Below are 21,222 nucleotides of genomic sequence, written 5' to 3'. Positions count from 1 at the left end.
GTGTTTTTGGGGATAAAAGAGGTTTAAATTTCTTTTAATCCCCTAAAATGCTTTTAAATTTATAGATCTCTTGGATCAGCTATCTTTCCAGCTATCGCGCTTGCCGCCGCTACTGCAGAGCTTGCAAGGTAAATTTCACTCGTTCTATCACCCATTCTGCCGACAAAGTTTCTATTTGTTGTGCTTACACATCTTTCGCCCTTGCCTAAAATTCCCATATATCCGCCAAGACATGCGCCACATGTAGGGTTGCTTACGACTGCTCCGGCTTCGATGAAAATTTCTATCAGACCCTCTTTTTCAGCCTCTCTTGCGATCTTTTGCGTTGCAGGAGTGATGATAAGGCGTGTTTTTTTGGATACACGTTTTCCTTTTAGAATTTCAGCGGCGATCCTAAGGTCGCTTAAGCGTCCGTTGGTGCAAGAGCCGATAAATACTTGATCTATCGCGATATCGTCTTTTACGGCCTCTCTTACGCTTTTGCCGTTGCTTGGTAAGAATGGATAAGCGACAACAGGATCAAGCTTGCTAACATCTATCTCTAAAATGCTTTCATATTTTGCGCCTTCATCTGAGTAGTGGATTACAGGTTTTGAGCGTAAATTCTTACCTTTTAAAAATTCTTTTGTTATGTCGTCATACGCTACGATACCGCTTTTACCGCCGGCTTCTATCGCCATGTTACAAAGACTAAAGCGTCCGTCCATGTCAAGTGAGCTTATCGCCTCTCCCGTAAATTCAAGCGCTTTATATAGTGCCCCGTCCACACCTATACGGCGAATAACCTCAAGTATCAAGTCTTTTCCGTATATGTGCTCGCCAAATTTTCCGTTAAAGACTACTTTTATGGTTTGAGGCACTTTAAACCAGTTTTTGCCTGTTATCATTGCATAAGCAAGGTCGGTAGAGCCCATGCCTGTCGCAAACGCTCCAAGAGCGCCGTGCGTACAGGTATGACTGTCTGCACCGATGATGACATCACCTGGGATAACAAGTCCTTTTTCAGGAAGCAAGGCGTGCTCTATGCCCATATCTTTTTCATCAAAGTAGTTTTTAAGATCGTGTTTGTATGCAAAGTCGCGTGAAATTTTGGCTTGATTTGCGCTTAAGATATCTTTTGCCGGGATGTAGTGGTCCATTACGATGGCAAAACCGTCGGGATTAGCTAGCTTTTGTGCTCCGCTTCTTTCAAATTGTTTAATTGAAATCGGCGTTGTTATATCGTTGCCGATAACCATATCTATAGGGCTTTGCACTATCTGACCCGCGCTTACCTCTTCGCCTGTGTGAGCGGAAAAAATCTTTTCTGTTATAGTCTGCTTCATCTTTTGCCTTTTGGATTGAAATTTGTCTGATTTTAACAAAAAATATATAAAATCTTTATTTTTAGTAAAAAATGTAAGCGAAAATGTATTTAAGTGAAGTAAATTTGTAAAAGGCTCAAAGTCGAGCCTTTAAGTTATTTTGCTACCGCCTCAACTTCAATATCTATCTTTATCTTATCTCCTAAGGTTACTGTTGATGTGCTAGGGGCAAAGTCAAAGTCGCTTCTTTTTATCTCGCCCTCAAGGCTAAAACCAACCTTTGCTTTACCGTCTTGGCCGACTGTTTTTCCGCCAAATTCATACTCAAGTATTACAGGTTTTGTTACGTTTTTGATGGTTAAATTTCCTTTTATATCATCGCCGCTAATGCCTGTCATCTCAAATTTTATCTCAGGATATTTTTCTACTTCGAAAAAATCAGCCGAACGAAGGTGTTTATCGCGAGCGTCATTATCGGTAAAGATAGAGTCGGTTTTGATGGTTGCACTTAGACTTTTTAACTTTTCGCCGTCCATATCGGCAGTTGCTTTGAATGACTTAAAACTTCCCACGACGTTACTTATGCTAAGGTGCTTTATCTTAAAGCTTGTGCTTGAGTGAATGGGGTCTAGCTCGTAAACTGCGGCATTTGCAAAAGTCGCAAGAAGTGCGAGTGCTAGTGAAAATTTAAGTTTTTTCATTTTTTTCCTTGTGTTTAAATTTGATGTGATTATAGAGATTATTAACAAACATAACAATAATATTTTAATAATATTTTACGTTTTAAAGTCAAGTTTTTAGGCGAAATATTTAAAGCAAGTCGGGTTAGCACACGAAAAAATAAATAAATTTAAAGTATAATACCGCTCATGAAATACGCACACTTACAAACATTGGCAAAATACTTTTCTAAATTTAAAAAGATAAATGACATTAAAAGAGTCGGCGATATGCTTTTGCTTATAAATTTTGACGGTAACGATATATTTTTCGACCTTGCAAAATCGGGCTCGGCGATATATCAAAACAGCGAATTTAAAGCGATAAAAACGTATAACGCTCCATTTGATAACGCGCTTAAAAAGCGTCTAAAAAGTTCAAAAATTTTAGAAATAAAATGTCTTGAAAATAATAGAATTTTACAAATTTCAACCTCGTTTGACGGTTCGTATAAAAGTATAAAAAGTGAGCTTTATCTCGAATTTACGGGACGCTTTACTAATGCGATCATCACGGATGAAAACGGCGTAATAATAGATGCACTTAGACATATCGAAAATAATTTTAGGCAGATAAAACCTGGCAGAGTGTTAAAACAGCTTGAGGCGATTGCTATAAAAGAAAAGCCGTGCGATGAGATTTTGGACTTTAACGAGTTTTTTAAAAGTGAATTTAATAGGCTTAATAGGCAAAATTTAGAAAATTTAAGAGCCGTTAAAATGGCTCAAGTTCAAAAGAAGTTGCAAGCATTGCAAGCTAGCTTAGAGGCGCTTGAGAGCGAAGAAAGTTTAAAATCTCAGAGCGAAGACCTTCGTAAAAAGGCAGGAGTTTTACTTGCAAATTTATCAAATTTAGATGAGTTTCAAAGAGAGTTTGAGCTTAGTGATTTTGGTGGTCAAAAGATAAATTTTACCCTTGAAGATACTCCTAAAGTCAGTGCAAATTTGTATTTTACAAAGGCTAAGCGTTTAACACAAAAGGCACATGGAGTTAAGCTTGAGAGAGAAAATTTAAACGAAAAGATAAAATTTTATCTTAGCTTAGAGGAGATGCTTGAAAATGCAAAAAGCCTTAATGAGCTTGAAATTTTGTATCCAAAACGTGCAAATATCCAAAAGACTCAAAAAAACGAGAGCGAAAATATACAAAATTTTTATATCAAAGAGTTTAAAATTTCAATAGGGCGAAACGAAAAAGGCAATATCGAGCTGCTAAAAAATTCCAAAAAAGATGATATTTGGTTGCATTTAAAAGATATTCCTAGTGCCCATGTGATAATAAAAACAAACAAAACCAAACTAGATGAGGAAATTTTAAATTTTGCAGCTAAAATTTGTGTAAATTTCAGCGTTAGCGGAGCAGGGCGATATGAGGTTGATTACACAAAAAGGCAAAATGTCAAAATTTCAAACGGTGCAAATGTAAATTATATTGATTTTAGGACGATAGTAGTTGTAAAGTAAAGGAGTTAAAATGTCTGTAACGCCTCTGGGAAATGTAAATTTTATCAACCAAAATGCGCCGGTCGCATCATTTGTTAGTGCTAACCAGCAAGCTCGTTTTGATATGCAAAGTGCTTTAGCTTCTACCGTTTTAGACGATGACGCAAACGAAGTAGCCGAAGTTAGGCCGACAGAAGAGAGCTACAAGATCGACCCCGAACACGAACACGAAAGACAAAAGGGCGAAGAGCAAAATGCTCAAAGTGAGCCAGGCAAGCCTTTCGTAAAAGACGATGACGATAAAGAGGAGCAAAAACCTCTTGAGGGAGAGCCAGGACATCGTCTAAATATACAAATATAAGCAAAATTTAGATAAAATCAACATTTGAACTTGAAATTTAAAGGGGAGAAGATGGGTGCACGTATCGTTACCGGAGTTCTTATGATCGCCGTGCTTTTGGTTGTGTTTTTTATCAACAATTATATTTTTAACTTTATTTTGCTAGGCGCCGTGCTTTATTTTGCGTTTAATGAGTCTTTAAAGCTTTATAATATCGAACACGACAAGCTTGTTTATGTTGCGCTTGTGTTTTATGTTTTGACATTTTTTACAAATCCAATCTTCATAGCCATACTTGCTATTATGCTGGTTGCTTCTGTTTTGGCTCACATTAAAAGCCCTGATCTTCGCATGGTGTTGCCGTTTATATATCCTGCAACTCCGATATTTATGATGTGGATGCTTTACTCTGAATACGGTATCGGCTTTTTGGTTTGGTTGATATTTGGTGTTGCAGCTAGTGATACCGCGGCGTATTTTGTCGGTAAAGCCATAGGTAAGAGGAAATTTTCTATCGCTTCGCCAAACAAAACTCTTGAAGGCGTTGCAGGCGGTATAGCCGCGGGAACGGCTGTTGGCATAGTTTGCGGAAGTTTTGTTATGGAAGGATTTTTGCAGATAATTTGCGCGAGTTTTCTTTTAAGCATATTTGGCGTATGGGGAGATTTGTTTGAGAGTTATCTAAAACGCTCTGCCGATGTCAAAGATAGCGGCAATATCTTTCCCGGACACGGCGGTATGTTAGACCGTGTTGACGGATACTTGTTTGGCGTTGTAGCTCTTCTTTGGACGCTTTCGTGGTAGTATTAGGCTCGACAGGTAGTATCGGAACAAATACACTCTTGCTTTGCAAGCGACATAATATCAATGTCGAAGCGATAAGTTGCGGTAAAAATGTCGAACTTTTAAATGAACAAATATCAAATTTCAGCCCTAAATTCGTTTGCGTTGGGGACGAGAAGCTAAGAGGCGAAGTAAAAGGCATATCAAAAGATAAAATTTTTATAGGGCAAGAGGGGTTGCTTGATATGCTTGAGGTCTCAAATAGTAAAAAAGTAGTAAATTCTTTGGTTGGTTTTGCGGGACTTAGACCTAGTTTAAAAACACAAAAGCTAGGTAAAAAGCTAGCACTTGCCAACAAAGAAAGCTTGGTTGTAGGCGGTAAATTTTTAGATACGAGTAAAATTTTACCGATAGATAGCGAACACTTTGGGCTTAAATTTTTACTTGAAAATAAAACAAAGCCAAGCCGTCTAATAATCACCGCTAGCGGCGGAGCTTTTTATAAAACACCTCTTAAATCCTTAAAAATGGCAACGGCAAAAGACGCACTAAAACATCCCAACTGGAGCATGGGCGCAAAGATAACTATAGACAGCGCAACTATGGCAAACAAACTTTTTGAAGTTATGGAGGCGTATTGGCTTTACGGTATAAAACACATAGAAGCACTCATAGAGCCTACTTCGATGATCCACGCGCTTGTTGAATTTGTGGATGGTTCAACGAGTGCGCATATCTCGCGTGCTGACATGAAGCTAGCTATCTCTCATGCCGTACTTGAAAACGTAGATGAAACAATTATATCTCATACAAATTTGCTAGAGCTAAAAAGTATAAAATTTCATAACATAAGCTTAAAAAAATATCCGATCTTTTCCTTGAAAGAGCAGGTTTTAGATACGCCTGATATCGGCGTTGTAATAAATGCCGCAAATGAAGTTGGAGTTTTTGCTTTTTTAAAGAATGAATGCGGATTTTTAGATATTTCACGTATAGTTTTGAAGGCTGCTAAGAAATTTAGGGATGCTAAAATTCTAAACGAAGATGAAATTTTTAAACTTGATAAAGAGGTTAGAGAGTTTGCAAAAAGGGAGTTAAATGCAAAAATATGAAGGTTATAAATTTGGCTTTAAAGAGAGTCTTGTAGGCGTTCAGTTTTTGTTCGTAGCTTTTGGTGCGCTTGTGCTTGTGCCACTACTTACAGGGCTTGACGCAAATGTTGCACTTTTTACCGCAGGTGCAGGTACGCTACTTTTTCAGCTCATCACGCGTAAAAATGTTCCGCCGATATTTTTAGCTAGTAGTTTTGCGTTTATCGCGCCTATTAGTTTTGGTGTAAAAGAGTGGGGGATCGCCGCTACTATGGGCGGGCTTGTATTTGCCGGACTTTTTTATGTTGTTTTATCCTTTATTGTTAGGGTAAAAGGAGAGAACTTTTTACATAAGATGTTACCGCCAGTTATCGTGGGACCTGTTATCATGACTATAGGTTTGATACTCTCTCCTGCTGCCGTAAATATGGCTATGGGTAAAAATGTCACCGCCTATACTCAAAATGAAGCTATGCTTGTAGCAGGCGTATCGCTTGTAGCTACGATCTTGGTTATGATGTTAGGTCGAGGAATGTTTCGTTTGATACCTATTTTGTGCGGTATATTAGTCGGCTATATTACGTCTTATTTTTTTGGTATGATAGACTTTGCTCCTATAATGGACGCTCCATGGTTTAAGACCCCGGCATTTAAGACTCCTGTTTTTGAGCTAGATCCAATACTTTATATGGTACCTATCGCGATTGCTCCTGCAATAGAGCATATAGGCGATATGCTTGCCATCTCAAATGTTACCAAAGAAAATTTCCTTAAAAACCCCGGTCTTAAAAATACACTTTTAGGTGATGGCATCGCAACTTCATTTGCCGCTTGTTTTGGCGGACCTCCAAACACAACCTACTCTGAAGTAACGGGCGCGGTTAGTATCACAAAAGCTTACAACCCGGCCATCATGACCTGGACTGCGATAACAGCTATCGTGCTTGCTTTTGTCGGAAAGCTAGGCGCTGTGCTTTCTACTATACCGGCTCCCGTTATCGGCGGTATCATGTTGCTACTTTTTGGCATAATCGCAAGCGTGGGTATGGAGACCTTGGTAAAACATCACGTAGACCTTGCAAACCCTAGAAATATGATAATCGTTGCTTTGATATTTGTATTTGCTATAGGCGGCATGGTGCTTGACTTTGGTGTTGTTAGTTTTTCGGGTATAGGACTTGGTGCAATAGTCGGTATAGTCTTAAATTTACTGCTTCCTCGCGCTAAGCATTACGAGGGATATTAGGCTTGAAATTTTTGATTAAAATTTTTAAAATTTTACCGTTTTTTGTAGTTTTAACCTTTGGTTCAAATTTAGAATACGTTCTTATTAAAAAAGGTATTCAAGACGATAATACCATGCTTGTCATAGGCGGTATCCAAGGAGATGAGCCGGGCGGATTTTTGGCTGCGTCGATAGTGGCGACTGACTATAACATCACAAAGGGTAGCCTTTGGGTCGTTCCTAACTTAAATTTTCCAAGCATTATCCAGAGAAATCGCGGCACAAAAGGCGATATGAACCGTAAATTTGGGCATATAGACCAAGATGATCCTGACTTTAAAGCCGTAACTAATATTAAAAAAGTAATCGCTGATCAAAATGTTTCGCTTGTGCTAAATTTACATGATGGAAGCGGTTTTTATAGACCAAACTACATAAACGAAGATGAAAATCCGCGCAAATGGGGAAATACTTGCATAATAGACCAAGAACGTCTTGAAGGTGCGAAATATCCGGACTTAAACGCTATAGCAACTCGCGTTAAAGATAAGATAAATGAGAATATTTTAAACCAAAAACATACGTATTTTATCAAAAACACGCAAACGGCAAAGGGTGACTTGGAGATGCTAAAAAGTCTTACCTACTACGCCGTTACACAAGATAAGTCTGCCTTTGCAAACGAAGCTAGTAAAAATTTAAACGCCGAGCAAAGAACGTATTATCACCTTTTGGCGATTGAAGAGTATATGCGTGTTGTAGGGATTGAGTTTACGCGTCCGTTTAAGCTAACCGTTCAGGATGTAAAAAAGGCCATAGAAAAGGAAATTCGCCTAAGTTTTTATGATGATGCTTTTGTGCTTAATATCCATAACCTAAAAGGAGCACTAAATTTCGTTCCTTTAAAAAAAAGCGAGATAAATTACTCCTCGTCCAACCCGCTAATCGCCGTTATAAAAGAGCAAAACGGTTATAAAGTCCAATACGGCAACCGCTTTGTCACGCGTTTAAATCCGCAGTATTTTGAACATGTTGAACCTTTAAAAGATATTAGCTTGATTGTGGACGGCAAAAATTTAAATGCCAAAAGCGGAGATAAGATAGGTGTAAAAAATAGTTTTAACATCGCAAAACAGAGCGAAATTCGCACAAACGTCATCGGTTATAACTCAAAAAATATCGATGAAGCCGGTGAAAATATCACAAAAAATCGCATGCTAAAAAGTTTTTCCATAGATAAAGAAGGTAATGTTTATCGTGTGGAATTTTATAAAAAACAAGAGGGCAAAGATAAATTTGCCGGTATGATATTGGTGGAATTTAGATGATTTTAGGCATAGAAAGTAGCTGCGATGATAGTTCGGTCGCACTTTTGGATATCAAAAATTTAGAACTTATCTATCACAAAAAAATTTCGCAAGAGATGGAACATAGCTTGTATGGCGGAGTTGTGCCAGAGCTTGCAGCTCGCCTTCATACAAAGGCTTTGCCTATGCTTTTAGAGGAGATAAAACCCAAATTTAAAGAGATAAAAGCTATCGCCGTGACAAACGAGCCTGGGCTTAGTGTTAGCCTAATAGGTGGTGTTAGCATGGCAAAGGCGCTAAGTATCGCACTTAAGGTGCCATTAATGGCTGTAAATCATCTAATAGGCCATATTTATTCGCTGTTTTTAAACGAGGAGGCGAAATTTCCGCTTGGGGTTTTGCTGGTGAGTGGCGGACATACGATGGTTCTTGATATAGACGAGAGCGCTAAGATAAATTTGCTTTTAAGCACCGGTGATGATAGCTTTGGCGAGAGTTTTGACAAGGTTGCAAAGATGCTAGGGCTTGGCTATCCAGGCGGTGCGGTCGTGCAAGAGCTGGCTCTAAGATCACAAAACAAAGTGAGATTTAAATTTACCGTGCCATTGCTTCATGACAAAAGGCTTGAGTATAGCTTTTCGGGGTTAAAAAATCAAGTTAGAGTTGAAATTTCAAAGCTTGCAAATTTAAATGAAGATGATATGGCTGATATTTGCTATGCTTTTGAAAACACTGCATGCTTGCATATAATGGACAAACTTACAAAAGTGTTTGAGGCGCATAAATTTAAGAGATTTGGCATAGTGGGTGGAGCTAGCGCAAATTTAAATCTTCGCTCACGCATAGAAAAACTGTGTCAAAAACACGAGTGTGAGCTGCTTTTAGCGCCGCTTAAATTTTGCTCGGACAATGCCGCTATGATAGCTCGCGTCGGACGAGAAAAATACCTAAGAGGTGAATTTGTAAAACACAACGAACTGATGATAAAACCTAGAAGCGAGATAGATAGGGCTTAAATTTCAAGGTTGAAAGTTGGCGAGAGGATGAGAGAATCGAACTCCCCGCAAGACGGTCAACCGCCCCGCCATCGGATTTGAAGTCCGTGAGCACCACCAGATTACTTTATCCTCCGCGTGAATAACTCATTATATCAAAATTTATATGAATTTTAGTGCTAATTTATTAAAATCGATAAAAATTATAAGGATGTGTGATACTTAAGCCGTTTGTGATTTGTCTGTTTGTTTTTGTATTTGCAGGCTGTGTTGGCGGGCTTACGCCGGCTACTGGTGTGTTAAACGTATATGATGCATATTCGATCTCGCGAGATGAACGCGACATATCTTCCATAACAAAAGATAAATTTATCCAAAGTAAAATCCAAAGTAAAATTTTATTTGCGAGCGGACTTAGCGTGGTTGATATAGAGATCGAGTGCTTTTACGGCGAAGTTTATCTCATCGGCGTAGTTGCTGATGAAAATATGAGACAAAAGCTTATTAATATCGCTAAAAACACCGATGGCGTAAGTAAAATTTACACATATATAAAGATAAAACAAGATAAATATAACTGCGATAGTCTTAAAATTTTTAGTGATTTAAAGACAAATTTATTTAAAGATAGTGTGGTGGAGGGCACAAACGTTAGAGTTAGCGTTGTTGGTTGCGATGTCGTATTTAGTGGAGTTGTAAGTAGTATGGAGCAAGAAAAACACGCTATTTGGTATGCAAAACACATCGACGGAGTTGCCGATGTGTATTCGTTTTTAAAACTTTCTCGCTAACCTTTCTTGCTAAAGCTTATAACAAGGCTTGGTAGTATCACTAATGCCCCAAGTAGCATAAACGCCATCACTAGGTCTGTTAGCAGACCAAAATAAATAGTCGGGATAAAGTTGCTTGTTGTCATTACGCTAAAGCCCAAAAATACCGTAAAAGAGGTGTAATACATCGCATATCCTATGCTTGCATGGCTTGCTTTTATGCTTTGTATGATCGGCTTTGTCACTAGTTCTTCGCGAAGACGGTGGACGTAGTGTATGATATCATCAACACCGATACCGATACTAATCGCTGCTATGGTTATACTCATGACATCAAGCGGTACACCAAGTGTTCCCATTACGCCAAAAAGCGTGCAAAGGGGGATTAAATTTGCCGTAATGGCTATCATTGCAAGTTTTATGCTTTTAAATATAAAGCAAAATACTAAAAATAGCAAAAGTATGGTAAGTGCAAATGTATCCACTTGCGAGCTTATTAAATTTTGAAGCATGTTGTTATAAAGCACCATCATGCCAACGACTTGCACTGTTACATTGTCGTTTTTAACAAGCTCTTTAACACCGCTTTCAAGCTCTTTTAAAAATTCATCGCGGTGTAAATTTTTATCGCTATCAACAACTCTCATGCTAAACCTAAGCTGGTTGTGCTCGACATTAACATAAGGGCTTAACAGGATGTTTTTGTATTTATCAGGGAGCTCGCTATACATCGCAGATAGCAAAAAGTCATCAAGAGTGCCGTTGTTTAGGTCTTTCATGACTTTTATAAGAGTTCCAAGAGAGCTTACATGGCCGATGAAATTTTGTTCTAACAAATGCGCATGTACCTTCTGGGCTATACGCGTGTGATAGCTGTTAAACCAGTATTTTGCATCATTTGCCTGCTGGCTAAATTCATCTTCAAATTCGTCTTTTTCCTCTTTTTCGTCATTTTTTGTCTCCTCTTTGGCTTCGTTAAATGTAACTATAACATCAACAGGTATCGTGCCTCCAAGCTGTGTGTCTATGACTTCCATGCCTTGATATATCTGCGTATCTTTTTTAAAATACCCGATAAAGCTATTTTCTACTCGTAGTTTGCTTATGCCTATAAGTCCAAAAATAATGATAAAAGCACATATAAGATATACCGCTTTGCGTGAGTTTATGGCTAAAGAGGCACACTGTTTTGTAAGATGAAATTTGTTTTCAAATGTCCTAACGGGAGGCAATTTGCTCAAATTTACGACAACTGAGCCAAATAACAAAAACGCAACCACAAGCGAGATGGCGATACCGGAACTCATCATCACACCAAGCATGATAACAGGCTTTATCTCTGCACTCATTAACGAACTAAAGCCGACTATCGTCGTAAATATCGCCCAAAAAGATGGGCTAAATTTATCTCTTAAGGTAAGATATACAAGCTGCTTTTGACTAAAATTCGGATGTTTTATGAAAAATTCCCTATAACTTACGATGAGGTGTATGACAGTCGATATGGTTATGATAAGCTGAAGGGCAACGTAGTTTGAGCTTATCACTGTTACTTCCCAGCCAAAAAGTCCAAATATACCTGTCGTAAAGATAACGCTTATGACACATATAAATACAGGTAAGACAACCCAGCGAATTTGTCTAAAAAACATCCATAGGCTAAAGGTTAGTAGCAACGCCACACTTATGCCGTATATGTAAAGGTCTGAGCGCACAAAGCTTATCATATCGTCAGCGATCATGTTTGCTCCGCCTAAAAATAACTTGTGCTCATCACTGTGAAATTTGGCTATCGTTGCTTTTATCTGCTCTAAATTTTCATGCTCTTTGATACGAAGTTCATCTCTGTATCTTTTAAATTCGCCTTTTATCCTTTCAAATTCTTGAAGTTCTTTTGGGTTTAAACCGACTTCCTTTTCTTTTATTAAAAAATCATTTCTTTTGCCTAAAAGCGAGTTAAATTTTTCATCGTCTTTTAGATGTAAAACTATGGCGGTTGTTTTTAGGTCTTGGCTGATTAAATTTTTACTATAAAGCGGACTTGTTTGAAATTCTTGCTTTACTTTGGTTAAATTTATATCCTTATCCGCTAGTGTCGGCGTGTGTTTTAAAATCCCGCTAAGACCGCCCTCTACGCTTTGAAGTAATGGCACGGTAAGTATGGATAAAACTCCATCTATCATGCTGTTTTGCTTTAGCTCGTCGCTTAAATTTTTGATCAGCTCTAAATTTTGTTTATCAAAAAGATCGGTTTTTGGAGTGTAGGCGATGACAAGGAAATTCGGCGAAATGTAACGCTGTGAAATTTTACGCCATGCGTCAAGATCGGGATCGTTTTCGATAAGCAGGGTTTCGGCCGAAGCATCTATGCTAAGCTTGGTGCTAAGATACGCAAACGCAAGACAAGCTATCATCACCGAGGCGATGACAAGCTTGTTGAAATTTAGTATAAATTTAAAAACTCGGCGCATTAATGCTATTTATCGTCTTGGCTTGGTAAATTTGCTTGATTTAGCTTTGTTAAAAGTGTCTCAAAGTCAGCATTATCAAGCATATCGCCAAACTGACTGCGGTAAGTTTGTATGACGCTAACTCCGATGATATCAAGGTCATAAATCAACCAGCCACGCTCTTTTGCGTCATAAAATTTATATACGAAATCATACGTTTTACCATCGCTTATGAGCTGTGAATTTAGCCAATATCTTGTGGGTTGCGGTTTTGTTGCGTCTTGTATGATGACCTCTTGGTTTGTGTAGCTTAGGAGTTTATCGATGTATGAATTTTTAAGTTTTTGCTCAAAAGCGATATTAAATTTCTCTTGCTCCTCTTTGCTTAACGAGTTATAGCGCTTTGCAAGGCTGATTTTTGCCATTTGTTTATAGTCAAAGAGTGGATCAAAAATTTTAAATAGCTCTTTTGACTTTGTTTCATTGTCAAGTTCGCTGTTTTTTAAAACCTCTATAGCCAAATTTGTTTTTTTGATAACTTCGTCTTTTATCTCGTTTTCGTTAATTCCAAAAGCCGAGTTTAAAAATAGACAAATTCCAAGTAAAATTTTATAAAATTTCATTTTATTCCTTTATTAGATGTTCGCGTCTTTGTTCGTATGCGTCACGCAAAAACGGATATAGCTCGACTGCGTCTTTTTTGAGATTTTCATAAGCCAAAGGATCGTGGGAAAACTCATTAAAGTAAGCAAACGTCTTGATGCCAAAAGCCGTCCAGTCATCTTCGATGTAGCTTATAGGATTAGCAAAATAATCCCCCGCCATACCTGCCATATCTCTTAAATTTGACGGTCCAAGAAGCGGTAAAACCACATGAAAACCGCTCGCGATACCCCAAGTCCCAAGTGTTTGCCCAAAGTCCTCGTCGTGTTTTTCAAGACCGTAGTATTTTGCGCCGTCCGTTAGTCCGCCAAAGCCGATTATTGTATTTGCTAAAAACCTAAGCGTCTCTTCGCCGGCATTTTTAAATTTAAATTGGAGTAAATTATTTACAAAACGGATAGGAAACATGAGGTTATCAAAGAAATTTGAAATAACCGTTCTAGTGGTTTTTGGCACGACATAGGCATAGCCTCTGGCTGCCGGGGTTAGCATGTTTACATAGACAAAGTCGTTAAAGCTTGTCATAACACGGTTATATCCGCTAAGAGGGTCAAATGTCGTTGTTTGCGTGCCAAATTCGACATCAAATTCGTCAGTTTCGCTTTGATTTGTATTTGCAAAAAGTAACGCAGCACTAAAAAAAATAGCTAAAATAAATCTCATAAAACGCCCTAGATATTAAATGTAAAACCTTTGATTTTACTCTTTTATAACTTTGAAAAAATTAAATTTCGTTGTTTGGGTTTAAGCTAAAGTATATGTATTATTTAATATACTTGTGAAATTATTTTTTTATATATTATTTATTTTAAGGGAATTTATGAGGGCAGATATTAGTTTAGAGCTGTTTTTGGGAAATGACATTCAAATTTTAGCAAAGCATATTGAGCTGCTAAAGGCGATACGCGATACTAAAAGCATCACAAAAGCTGCACAGGTGGTTGGAATTTCATACAAAAACGCATGGGATAGCCTTGATGTTATAAATAACAAAAGTCATAAGCCGCTAGTTATCCGTGCTGACGGCAAGAAGAAAAACAGTGGCTCGGAGTTAAGTCAATACGGTCATAAGATGATCGAGCTTTTTGAAACGCTGCTTAATACTCAAAAAGAGTATCTAAACAAAATTTGCCAAAGCATGGATATAGAAGAGCTTGATATCGTAAATCTAGGGCACATGAGTATGAGCCTTAGCGCTAGAAACCAGCTTTCTTGCGAGATCGTAGAGATAAACACAGGTGCGGTAAACACCGAGGTCGTAGCTCGCTTAAATAGCGGAAAAAAACTACATGCAAGTATAACTTGCGAAAGCGAGAAAAATTTAAATTTAAAGGTCGGCAAGAGGGTTATTTTTATATTTAAAGCGCCTTCGGTCATGCTTTGTAGTCTTGATGATGAGCTAAAGCTAAGTGAGACGAATTTGCTAAAAGGCAAGGTTGTATCGGCTAAGATCGGAGCCGTAAATGCCGAGATAACTATGGACATCTCGATGGGGCAAACCATAACCGCTCTCATCTCAAAAGATAGTGCTATGGAGCTTAAGGTAGGTGTCGGAGATGAATTTAATGCTGTAATAAAATCATCACAAATCATAATAGGAGTTTAAAATGAAATTTCTCTCTTCATTAACACTTAGTGCGGTGTTAGCAAGCGCGCTGTTTGGCGGTGAGGTAAATGTATTTGCTGCGGCAAATACGACTTATGCCTTTCCTGAGCTTATAGCCGAGTTTAACAAGGCAAATCCTAAAACCAAGATCAGCGTAACACTTGGGGCTAGTGGAGCTCTTGTAACGCAGATACAAAACTCGGCTCCTGCCGATGTGTTCATGGCTGCAGATATGGACTTTGCAAGAAAGCTTGATGAGAGCGGTTTTAGTGCGACTAGACCGGTTGTTTACGCGCAAGGTGCTTTAGCGATGTTTAGCATTAGAGATGTTGATTTCTCAAAGGGTTTAAATGCGCTTAGCAACCTAAAATCAATCTCTATAGCAAATCCAAACACCGCTCCTTACGGCAAGGCGAGCATAGAGGCTTTAAAAAATGCAAATTTATTTGATAAGGTAGAAAAAAGCATAGTCTACACACAAAAAATTTCAGAAACTCTTTCTCAAGCACTTAGTGCTGCCGATGTTGGTTTTATCGCGGCTAGCGCGCTTTATGATGTAAAGATGTCAAAGTATAAAGAGGGCGTAAACTACGCTTTTGTTGATCCGTCTTTATATACGCCGATCGACCAAGGCATCGTTATAACTAAGCGTGCCGAAAATAACGACGAAGCAAGGGCTTTTTACGACTTTGTGTTAAGCAAGAACGGTGCGGATATCTTTAAGAAATTCGGTTATAACGTGCCAAAGAAATGATAAAAGCTAAAATTTTAAACATAACAACCAAAAATGGAGTTAGCCTGTATAAATTTCAAGCAGCTCAAATTTGTCTTTTTATGCTCTCTCTTGATAGGATAGATGGAGTTTTTGAGGGTAGGGATGTGATGTTAAATTTTAAGAGTTCTGACGTGATAATCGCCACAAAAGAGCTTGAAGCTTGTTCGGTTAAAAACAAAATTCCAGCCCTTGTCACTAAAATTTCAGCGGGAGAAATCTTAAGCGTGATTCATTTGAAATTTGATAAATTTGAGTTTGAAAGTATCATTACCGCCGGCTCTTGTAAAGATCTAAATTTAAAGGTTGGTGAGCGAGTTTTTGCTTATGTTAAGTCAACCTCACTTCATATAAGCGAGGTAATATGATAGAAATTTCGTGTAAAAAGGAGCTTAACGGTGCAAATGGAAAGTTCTTGCTGGATGTAAATTTAAACATACAAAAGGGCGAATTTGTCGCACTTTATGGCAAAAGTGGAAGCGGTAAGACCACGATATTGCGTATGCTTGCAGGGTTTGAAACGCCAGATAGCGGCTTTATCAAGGTCGGGGGTCGGACGTTCTTTGATGGGGATATAAATTTGGCCGCTCAAAAGAGAAATATCGGCTTTTTGTTTCAAGACTACGCGCTTTTTGACAATATGAATGTAGTTAAAAATCTACTTTTTGCTAAAAACGACCACGCTTTAGCTAGCAAACTTTTAGAAATTTGCGAGCTTAAAGGGCTTGAAAATGCCTCCATCTCTTCGCTTTCGGGCGGACAAAAGCAACGCGTAGCTCTGGCTCGTGCTGTTATGAGAGAGCCTGAAATTTTACTGCTTGACGAGCCATTAAGTGCGCTTGATAACGATATGCGAGTAAAGCTTCAGGATTATTTGTTGAAATTTCACGAGGAATTTGGCATGAGCGTGGTGCTTGTAAGTCATGACGTGGGTGAAATTTACAAGCTTTGCTCGAAAGTTTTCGTGCTTGAAAAGGGCAAAATCATCTCAAGCGGAAGCAGTGCGGAGATATTTTTAAGACAAAGCGGTTCGCAAAAATTTGCATTTAGTGGTAAAGTTTTGGATATAAAGCGTCAAGATGCGATATTCGTGGTTTTGGTTTTGGTCGCAGGACAGCTTTGCGAAGTGGTTTTAAGTGACGCAGAGGCATTAAATTTAAAAGTCGCTGATGAGGTTATCGTAAGCGCGAAGGCTTTTGGTATAAATTTAAAAAAGGTAAAAGATGTTTGATATCGATTTTGAGCCGTTTGTTCTATCGCTTAAACTAGCCTTTGTTTCGACTATCATCCTCTTTTTTATCACGCTTCCACTCTCTTATGTGATGAGCAGGGTTAAATTTAAAACAAAACCGCTCTTAGAAGGACTTGTATCGCTTCCGCTAGTGCTTCCGCCAAGTGTGTTGGGCTTTTATCTTTTGATATTTTTATCGCCTTATTCTCCGCTTGGAGGCTTTATCGAGCGTGTTTTTGATGTTAGACTTGTGTTTAACTTCACGGGGCTTGTTGTTGCTAGCTGTATCTACTCGCTTCCGTTTATGTTTTCGCCGCTTTATGCAGGCTTTAATAGCTTAAAGCCTAGTCTTTTTGAGGCAAGTTACTCCCTTGGCAAGGGTAAAATTTCAACGCTTTTTCATGTGGCTTTGCCAAATATAAAGCCAAATTTACTAACAGCTATCGTGGTTAGCTTTGCGCATACGATGGGCGAGTTTGGCGTGGTTTTGCTTATCGGTGGAAGCGTGCAGGGTGAAACAAAGGTCGCTAGTATAGCGATATTTGAGGCGGTTGAAATGCTTGATTATATAAAGGCGCATGTATACGCCGCGCTCATGTTGGCTGTTAGTTTTTGTGTGCTTTTTATGGTTTATTATTTAAATGCAAAACACGCTAAAATAGGCTATAATGGTTAAAATTTAAAGGATAGGTATGAGTAAATTTCCACAAAACATCACGCTAAAAACTCACCAAAATCAAGAATTCGAGCTTTCTAGATTCTGCGAGCTAAACGATTGTGTTTTGATCTTTTATCCAAAAATGGGTCAAAGTGGCAAGGCTCTTGAAGAGGAGTATAAAAACACAAACGGACTTGTGGGCTGCACACCTCAGGGCAAGGCGTATGAGTGCTTGAAGGATGAATTTGAGCTTTTAGGCTTTAGTCTTATCGGCATCGGAACACACGGCGCAGACGAACAGGCTAAATTTAAGAGCGAGATAGAGGCTAGTTATCTGTTTTTAAATGATGAAAATTTCATGCTAGAGGAGGCTTTAGGACTTAAAAGCTTCTACGCTCCTGATGGTAAGAAATTTTACTTTCGCCAAACTTTTGTTATAAAAAATGGCGAGATAATAAGTCAAAAAATCGTAACAGACGTCGCAAACGACGCACAAACAACTCTTGAGTTCATCAAAAATTTAAACCGCTAATAGCTTCTTATAAATTTGGCTTTATAACCGTCGTCGTTGTTTGTTGTAAAGCCAAATACTCCAAGCAGGTAAAGTAAATTCAAATGTAAAAATTTTGTGTTAAAATATAAAAAGTAAAACAAAATTGCTTGGAGAACAATATGAGCTTTCAAAATCTGCCACAAGTTGATAAGATATTAAATTTAGAGCGCTTTCATGACGCCGTAAAACCGATACTAAGTGAAATTTCAAGAGAAATTTTAAATGAACAAAGGGAACTTTTAAGGCAGACTTCGTCTTGTCTAAGTAAAGATGAGATAATCGAAAAAATAGCACAAAAATACCGCGAATACGAACAAACCGGCTTTGTAGGCGTTATAAACGCAACAGGTGTCGTTATACATACAAATTTAGGAAGAAGCGTTATAGATGAGCAAATTTACGACCGGGCAAAAGAGCTTGTTTGCTCTTATTCAAGCTTGGAATATAACTTAAATTTAGGCCAAAGAGGCAACCGCTACGACCACATAAGTCGCCTTTTATCGGCGCTTTTTAACAGCGAAGACGCGCTTATAGTAAATAACAACGCGAGTGCTGTTTTTTTGGTGCTTAACACGTTTGCAAAGGGTGGCGAAACGGTAGTTAGCAGAGGTGAATTAGTAGAGATAGGCGGAAGTTTTAGAGTGCCTGACGTGATGAGCGCTTCTGGAACTAGCCTAAAAGAGATCGGCACTACAAACAAAACAAAGCTGAGTGATTATGAAAATGCCTTAAACGAAAACACAAAAATGCTTTTAAAAGTCCATCGCTCAAATTTTGATATAGTGGGTTTTAGCGAAGATGTTGGCATAGATGAGATAGCTAGGCTTGCACGCGAGAAAAATTTGCTTGATTATTACGATCTTGGAAGTGGATATGTGGGCGAGCTGCCTTATAATCTTGGCAAAAATGAGCCAAATGTGAGTAAGGTCTTGCAAAGCGGAGTTAGTCTTGTGAGCTTTAGCGGGGATAAGCTTTTTGGCTCAGTTCAGTGCGGCGTGATCTTGGGTAAAAAGGAGCTTATCGCAAAACTTCGTAAAAACCAGCTTTTAAGAATGCTTCGCGTGGATAAAGTCATCATCTCTTTGCTTTGTGAAAGCATAAAGGCTTATATAAATAAAGAATTTACCCTAATCCCTACCGTAAATCAACTTTATAAAAGCACTCATGAGCTTGAAATTTTAGCAAATGTTATAAATAAAAGCTTGAAAAAAGAGCTTGAAATTTATCACACAAGTACCTTTGTGGGCGGCGGAACTATGCCAAATAAAAACATACCTAGCGTTGCTTTGTGTTTTGAGGGTGATGCCATGCAAAATGAGGCTAGATTTCGTGCTAAACGCGTGATAGGACGTATAGAAAATGATAAATTTATACTTGATCTTAGAAGTGTTTTAGATAAGGATGTTAATAGACTAATCAAAATAATAAACGAGGTAGCAAAATGAGCGTGATAATTGGCACCGCAGGACATATTGACCACGGTAAAACAGCTCTCATCAAGGCTTTAAACGGTTTTGAAGGCGATAGAATGAAGCAAGAAAAAGAGCGAGGTATCACGATAGATCTCAGCTTTTCAAATTTAAAAAGAGGCGATGAAAATATCGCTTTTATCGATGTTCCGGGACACGAAAACTTGGTTAAAACCATGATAAGTGGTGCGTTTGGCTTTGATGCGTGCTTGCTTGTAGTAGCTGCGAATGACGGTATAATGCCGCAAACCAAAGAACACATAAATGTCTTAAATTTACTTGGCGTAAATTCCATTGTTGTTGCAATTAGCAAGAGTGATCTTGTAAGTAGGACCGAGCTTTTGGAACGTGAACATGAAATTCATGAGTATATAGCCGGGTTTAAAAATTTACAAATTCTTGAAGTTTTTCACACAAGCATAAAAGATGAAAATAGCATAAATGAACTTAGAAATTATCTCTTTAATATAAAGCCAAAAATTCGCCCCGCAGACGGTGTTTTTCGCTACTATATAGACCGTGTTTTTAGTATAAAAGGCGTTGGGTCTGTTGTAACAGGAAGTGTTATCGAAGGAAGCGTGCATAAGAACGAAAAGGTCTTTAACTACGATTTTGGCAAAGAGCTTACGGTAAGAAGTGTGCAAGTGCATGACAGCTTTGTAGAGAGTGCGCAAGCTAGCAACCGTGTGGCGTTAAATTTAACGGGTGCAGAGCTAAGTGAGCTTAAAAAGGGACAGTTGTTAAGCAAAAAGGGCTTTTTTAGGGGATTTTTAGAGGTAGATGCTGTAGTTTTTAGCGAAAGCTTATCGCATAATGAAAATGTAACTTTTTGCGTAGGAAGCAAACAATGTGCCGCAAAAGCACTTATCTTAAGTAAAGAAAACGGAAGTATATTTGCTACATTTAAATTTGATAAAGAGATGTTTTTGAAATTTAATGAGCCGTTTGTTTTGATAGCAAATGCGCGTGTTATAGGTGGTGGACGTGTGTTAAACCCTATCAGCGAGCCTATGAAAAAGCAAGGTAAAGTTCTCTTTTTAAATGCTTTAAATAAATTTGACTTTAAAACCGCATTTGAAATTTTAAAAGATACGCATAAAAACGGCTTTGGTATCATAAGCGCATTTCAGCGCTTTGGACTAACACACGAAGAGGCGATAAATATCGCAAAGAGTTTAAAAAACGCATTTGTCGATGAGGCTATGTTAAATATCTATGATATATCGGCAATAGAGCGTGTAAAAGGCTTTACAAAATTTATCCTTGAGAAAAACCAATTTGCGATATTTTCTCCGGCTAGTATATCGCTTAAGCTCGGTTGGGCGAGCGAGAAGCTCGTGGTTACGGCTTTAAACGAGCTTGAAGAGGCTAGGCTTATAACAAAAAATGACGGTGTTTATACAAAAACAGGAGTTGATCTTAGTGAGTTAAAAGTCAGGCTAGAGGATGAAATTTATAAAATTTTAGATAGCGCCAAGCTTGCCCCCGATGCTCCTTATAATATTTACGATGAGCTCGAAGTTGATAGAGTAAGCGGTGATAATGCCTTAAAAAAACTAACCTCGCAAGGTCGTGTTACGCGTTTAGCGCATAATCTTTTTGTCACAACAAAAGCACTTGAAGAAGCTGAGGTTAAACTTAGAGATATAATCAAAGAGCAAGGTCTTGTTAATGTTCAAAATGCAAAAGATAGGCTAGGACTAAGCAGAAAATACATCATCGCATATCTTGAACATCTTGATCGTTCAAACGATATCATAAAAGATGGCATGAACCGCATGTTAAAGTCATGATTTAACTATTGTTTGAAAATATTTTTATATAATCGCAAGAAATCAATTTT

General features: G+C 38.2%; 21 protein-coding genes and 1 tRNA gene. 16 read left to right on the top strand and 6 right to left on the bottom strand.

Translation table 11 applies throughout. The features are described 5' to 3' along the window. Positions 1-59: 59 nt before the first annotated feature. Entirely contained in the window at positions 60-1,325 is a 1,266-nt protein-coding gene (leuC, locus tag CCAL_RS08305; RefSeq protein WP_170015941.1) for a 3-isopropylmalate dehydratase large subunit, read from the bottom strand. A gap of 134 nt (positions 1,326-1,459) precedes the next feature. Continuing rightward, positions 1,460-2,005, bottom strand: a complete 546-nt coding sequence (locus CCAL_RS08300) for a YceI family protein (RefSeq protein ID WP_170015939.1) — start codon at positions 2,003-2,005, stop codon at positions 1,460-1,462. A gap of 168 nt (positions 2,006-2,173) precedes the next feature. Here CCAL_RS08300 and CCAL_RS08295 point away from each other — a divergent pair, with 168 nt between their 5' ends. Genes CCAL_RS08295 through tsaD form a run of 7 tightly spaced genes read left to right on the top strand, consistent with a single transcriptional unit; the run spans position 2,174 to position 9,228 of the window. Beyond that, a complete protein-coding gene (locus tag CCAL_RS08295) occupies positions 2,174-3,487 on the top strand; it encodes an NFACT RNA binding domain-containing protein (protein WP_170015937.1) in 1,314 nt (437 codons plus the stop codon). A gap of 10 nt (positions 3,488-3,497) precedes the next feature. Next, positions 3,498-3,827: a hypothetical protein gene (locus CCAL_RS08290; RefSeq protein ID WP_170015935.1), complete on the top strand. Its 330-nt coding sequence runs from the start codon at positions 3,498-3,500 to the stop codon at positions 3,825-3,827. Positions 3,828-3,878: 51 nt separating this feature from the next. Beyond that, on the top strand, positions 3,879-4,610 hold the full coding sequence (locus tag CCAL_RS08285; RefSeq protein ID WP_169936903.1) for a phosphatidate cytidylyltransferase: 732 nt from the start codon (positions 3,879-3,881) through the stop codon (positions 4,608-4,610). Continuing rightward, positions 4,604-5,701, top strand: coding sequence for a 1-deoxy-D-xylulose-5-phosphate reductoisomerase (gene dxr, locus CCAL_RS08280; RefSeq protein WP_170015989.1), 1,098 nt, complete (start codon positions 4,604-4,606; stop codon positions 5,699-5,701). Before CCAL_RS08285 ends, dxr begins: the two co-directional genes overlap by 7 nt. Beyond that, positions 5,688-6,926, top strand: a complete 1,239-nt coding sequence (locus CCAL_RS08275) for a uracil-xanthine permease family protein (RefSeq protein WP_170015933.1) — start codon at positions 5,688-5,690, stop codon at positions 6,924-6,926. The genes dxr and CCAL_RS08275 overlap by 14 nt, the downstream gene beginning before the upstream one ends. Before the next feature lie 2 nt (positions 6,927-6,928). After that, positions 6,929-8,233, top strand: a complete 1,305-nt coding sequence (locus tag CCAL_RS08270) for a M99 family carboxypeptidase catalytic domain-containing protein (protein WP_228026732.1) — start codon at positions 6,929-6,931, stop codon at positions 8,231-8,233. After that, complete coding sequence (gene tsaD / locus CCAL_RS08265; protein ID WP_169936899.1) at positions 8,230-9,228, top strand: tRNA (adenosine(37)-N6)-threonylcarbamoyltransferase complex transferase subunit TsaD; 999 nt, start codon at positions 8,230-8,232, stop codon at positions 9,226-9,228. Before CCAL_RS08270 ends, tsaD begins: the two co-directional genes overlap by 4 nt. A gap of 17 nt (positions 9,229-9,245) precedes the next feature. Here tsaD and CCAL_RS08260 read toward each other — a convergent pair. Continuing rightward, positions 9,246-9,343: transfer RNA gene (locus CCAL_RS08260), tRNA-Sec, on the bottom strand. Positions 9,344-9,422: 79 nt separating this feature from the next. Between CCAL_RS08260 and CCAL_RS08255 the strand changes: the two genes are divergently transcribed. Further along, on the top strand, positions 9,423-9,998 hold the full coding sequence (locus CCAL_RS08255; protein ID WP_236860484.1) for a BON domain-containing protein: 576 nt from the start codon (positions 9,423-9,425) through the stop codon (positions 9,996-9,998). Here CCAL_RS08255 and CCAL_RS08250 read toward each other — a convergent pair. The 3 genes from CCAL_RS08250 to CCAL_RS08240 are packed head-to-tail and all read right to left on the bottom strand — an operon-like array spanning position 9,995 to position 13,753. Next, a complete protein-coding gene (locus CCAL_RS08250) occupies positions 9,995-12,448 on the bottom strand; it encodes an efflux RND transporter permease subunit (protein WP_170015931.1) in 2,454 nt (817 codons plus the stop codon). The genes CCAL_RS08255 and CCAL_RS08250 overlap by 4 nt on opposite strands. 5 nt (positions 12,449-12,453) lie before the next feature. Beyond that, on the bottom strand, positions 12,454-13,050 hold the full coding sequence (locus CCAL_RS08245; protein WP_169936895.1) for an MlaC/ttg2D family ABC transporter substrate-binding protein: 597 nt from the start codon (positions 13,048-13,050) through the stop codon (positions 12,454-12,456). Position 13,051: 1 nt separating this feature from the next. Continuing rightward, positions 13,052-13,753, bottom strand: coding sequence for an MlaA family lipoprotein (locus CCAL_RS08240; protein WP_170015929.1), 702 nt, complete (start codon positions 13,751-13,753; stop codon positions 13,052-13,054). A gap of 157 nt (positions 13,754-13,910) precedes the next feature. Between CCAL_RS08240 and CCAL_RS08235 the strand changes: the two genes are divergently transcribed. The 8 genes from CCAL_RS08235 (at position 13,911) to selB (ending at position 21,172) form a co-directional block, all read left to right on the top strand. Then, positions 13,911-14,696 carry a TOBE domain-containing protein gene (locus tag CCAL_RS08235; RefSeq protein WP_169936891.1) on the top strand — a complete coding sequence of 262 codons (786 nt, stop codon included), beginning with the start codon at positions 13,911-13,913 and terminating at the stop codon, positions 14,694-14,696. Position 14,697: 1 nt separating this feature from the next. Continuing rightward, positions 14,698-15,450, top strand: coding sequence for a molybdate ABC transporter substrate-binding protein (gene modA / locus CCAL_RS08230; RefSeq protein ID WP_169999906.1), 753 nt, complete (start codon positions 14,698-14,700; stop codon positions 15,448-15,450). Then, positions 15,447-15,836, top strand: coding sequence for a TOBE domain-containing protein (locus CCAL_RS08225; protein WP_170015927.1), 390 nt, complete (start codon positions 15,447-15,449; stop codon positions 15,834-15,836). The genes modA and CCAL_RS08225 overlap by 4 nt, the downstream gene beginning before the upstream one ends. Further along, complete coding sequence (locus tag CCAL_RS08220) at positions 15,833-16,699, top strand: sulfate/molybdate ABC transporter ATP-binding protein (protein ID WP_169972018.1); 867 nt, start codon at positions 15,833-15,835, stop codon at positions 16,697-16,699. Before CCAL_RS08225 ends, CCAL_RS08220 begins: the two co-directional genes overlap by 4 nt. After that, complete coding sequence (gene modB, locus CCAL_RS08215; RefSeq protein ID WP_170015925.1) at positions 16,692-17,375, top strand: molybdate ABC transporter permease subunit; 684 nt, start codon at positions 16,692-16,694, stop codon at positions 17,373-17,375. The genes CCAL_RS08220 and modB overlap by 8 nt, the downstream gene beginning before the upstream one ends. A gap of 16 nt (positions 17,376-17,391) precedes the next feature. Continuing rightward, positions 17,392-17,889, top strand: a complete 498-nt coding sequence (locus tag CCAL_RS08210; RefSeq protein ID WP_170015923.1) for a redoxin domain-containing protein — start codon at positions 17,392-17,394, stop codon at positions 17,887-17,889. Positions 17,890-18,029: 140 nt separating this feature from the next. Further along, entirely contained in the window at positions 18,030-19,355 is a 1,326-nt protein-coding gene (gene selA / locus CCAL_RS08205) for an L-seryl-tRNA(Sec) selenium transferase (RefSeq protein WP_170015921.1), read from the top strand. Beyond that, positions 19,352-21,172, top strand: coding sequence for a selenocysteine-specific translation elongation factor (gene selB, locus CCAL_RS08200; RefSeq protein WP_170015919.1), 1,821 nt, complete (start codon positions 19,352-19,354; stop codon positions 21,170-21,172). The genes selA and selB overlap by 4 nt, the downstream gene beginning before the upstream one ends. Positions 21,173-21,222: the final 50 nt, after the last annotated feature.

Source organism: Campylobacter sp. RM6914 (genome assembly GCF_004803835.1).
GTDB lineage: Bacteria > Campylobacterota > Campylobacteria > Campylobacterales > Campylobacteraceae > Campylobacter_A > Campylobacter_A californiensis.
The sequence above is the reverse complement of the archived record's forward strand: the minus strand, read 5'-3'. Positions and strand labels throughout refer to the sequence as shown.

Coding starts and splice junctions, on each gene's coding strand:
- leuC (WP_170015941.1), bottom strand. CDS start 1,325: ATGAAGCAGACTATAACAGAAAAGATTTTTTCCGCTCACACAGGCGAA.
- CCAL_RS08300 (WP_170015939.1), bottom strand. CDS start 2,005: ATGAAAAAACTTAAATTTTCACTAGCACTCGCACTTCTTGCGACTTTT.
- CCAL_RS08295 (WP_170015937.1), top strand. CDS start 2,174: ATGAAATACGCACACTTACAAACATTGGCAAAATACTTTTCTAAATTT.
- CCAL_RS08290 (WP_170015935.1), top strand. CDS start 3,498: ATGTCTGTAACGCCTCTGGGAAATGTAAATTTTATCAACCAAAATGCG.
- CCAL_RS08285 (WP_169936903.1), top strand. CDS start 3,879: ATGGGTGCACGTATCGTTACCGGAGTTCTTATGATCGCCGTGCTTTTG.
- CCAL_RS08275 (WP_170015933.1), top strand. CDS start 5,688: ATGCAAAAATATGAAGGTTATAAATTTGGCTTTAAAGAGAGTCTTGTA.
- tsaD (WP_169936899.1), top strand. CDS start 8,230: ATGATTTTAGGCATAGAAAGTAGCTGCGATGATAGTTCGGTCGCACTT.
- CCAL_RS08250 (WP_170015931.1), bottom strand. CDS start 12,448: ATGCGCCGAGTTTTTAAATTTATACTAAATTTCAACAAGCTTGTCATC.
- CCAL_RS08245 (WP_169936895.1), bottom strand. CDS start 13,050: ATGAAATTTTATAAAATTTTACTTGGAATTTGTCTATTTTTAAACTCG.
- CCAL_RS08240 (WP_170015929.1), bottom strand. CDS start 13,753: ATGAGATTTATTTTAGCTATTTTTTTTAGTGCTGCGTTACTTTTTGCA.
- CCAL_RS08235 (WP_169936891.1), top strand. CDS start 13,911: ATGAGGGCAGATATTAGTTTAGAGCTGTTTTTGGGAAATGACATTCAA.
- modA (WP_169999906.1), top strand. CDS start 14,698: ATGAAATTTCTCTCTTCATTAACACTTAGTGCGGTGTTAGCAAGCGCG.
- CCAL_RS08225 (WP_170015927.1), top strand. CDS start 15,447: ATGATAAAAGCTAAAATTTTAAACATAACAACCAAAAATGGAGTTAGC.
- CCAL_RS08220 (WP_169972018.1), top strand. CDS start 15,833: ATGATAGAAATTTCGTGTAAAAAGGAGCTTAACGGTGCAAATGGAAAG.
- modB (WP_170015925.1), top strand. CDS start 16,692: ATGTTTGATATCGATTTTGAGCCGTTTGTTCTATCGCTTAAACTAGCC.
- CCAL_RS08210 (WP_170015923.1), top strand. CDS start 17,392: ATGAGTAAATTTCCACAAAACATCACGCTAAAAACTCACCAAAATCAA.
- selA (WP_170015921.1), top strand. CDS start 18,030: ATGAGCTTTCAAAATCTGCCACAAGTTGATAAGATATTAAATTTAGAG.
- selB (WP_170015919.1), top strand. CDS start 19,352: ATGAGCGTGATAATTGGCACCGCAGGACATATTGACCACGGTAAAACA.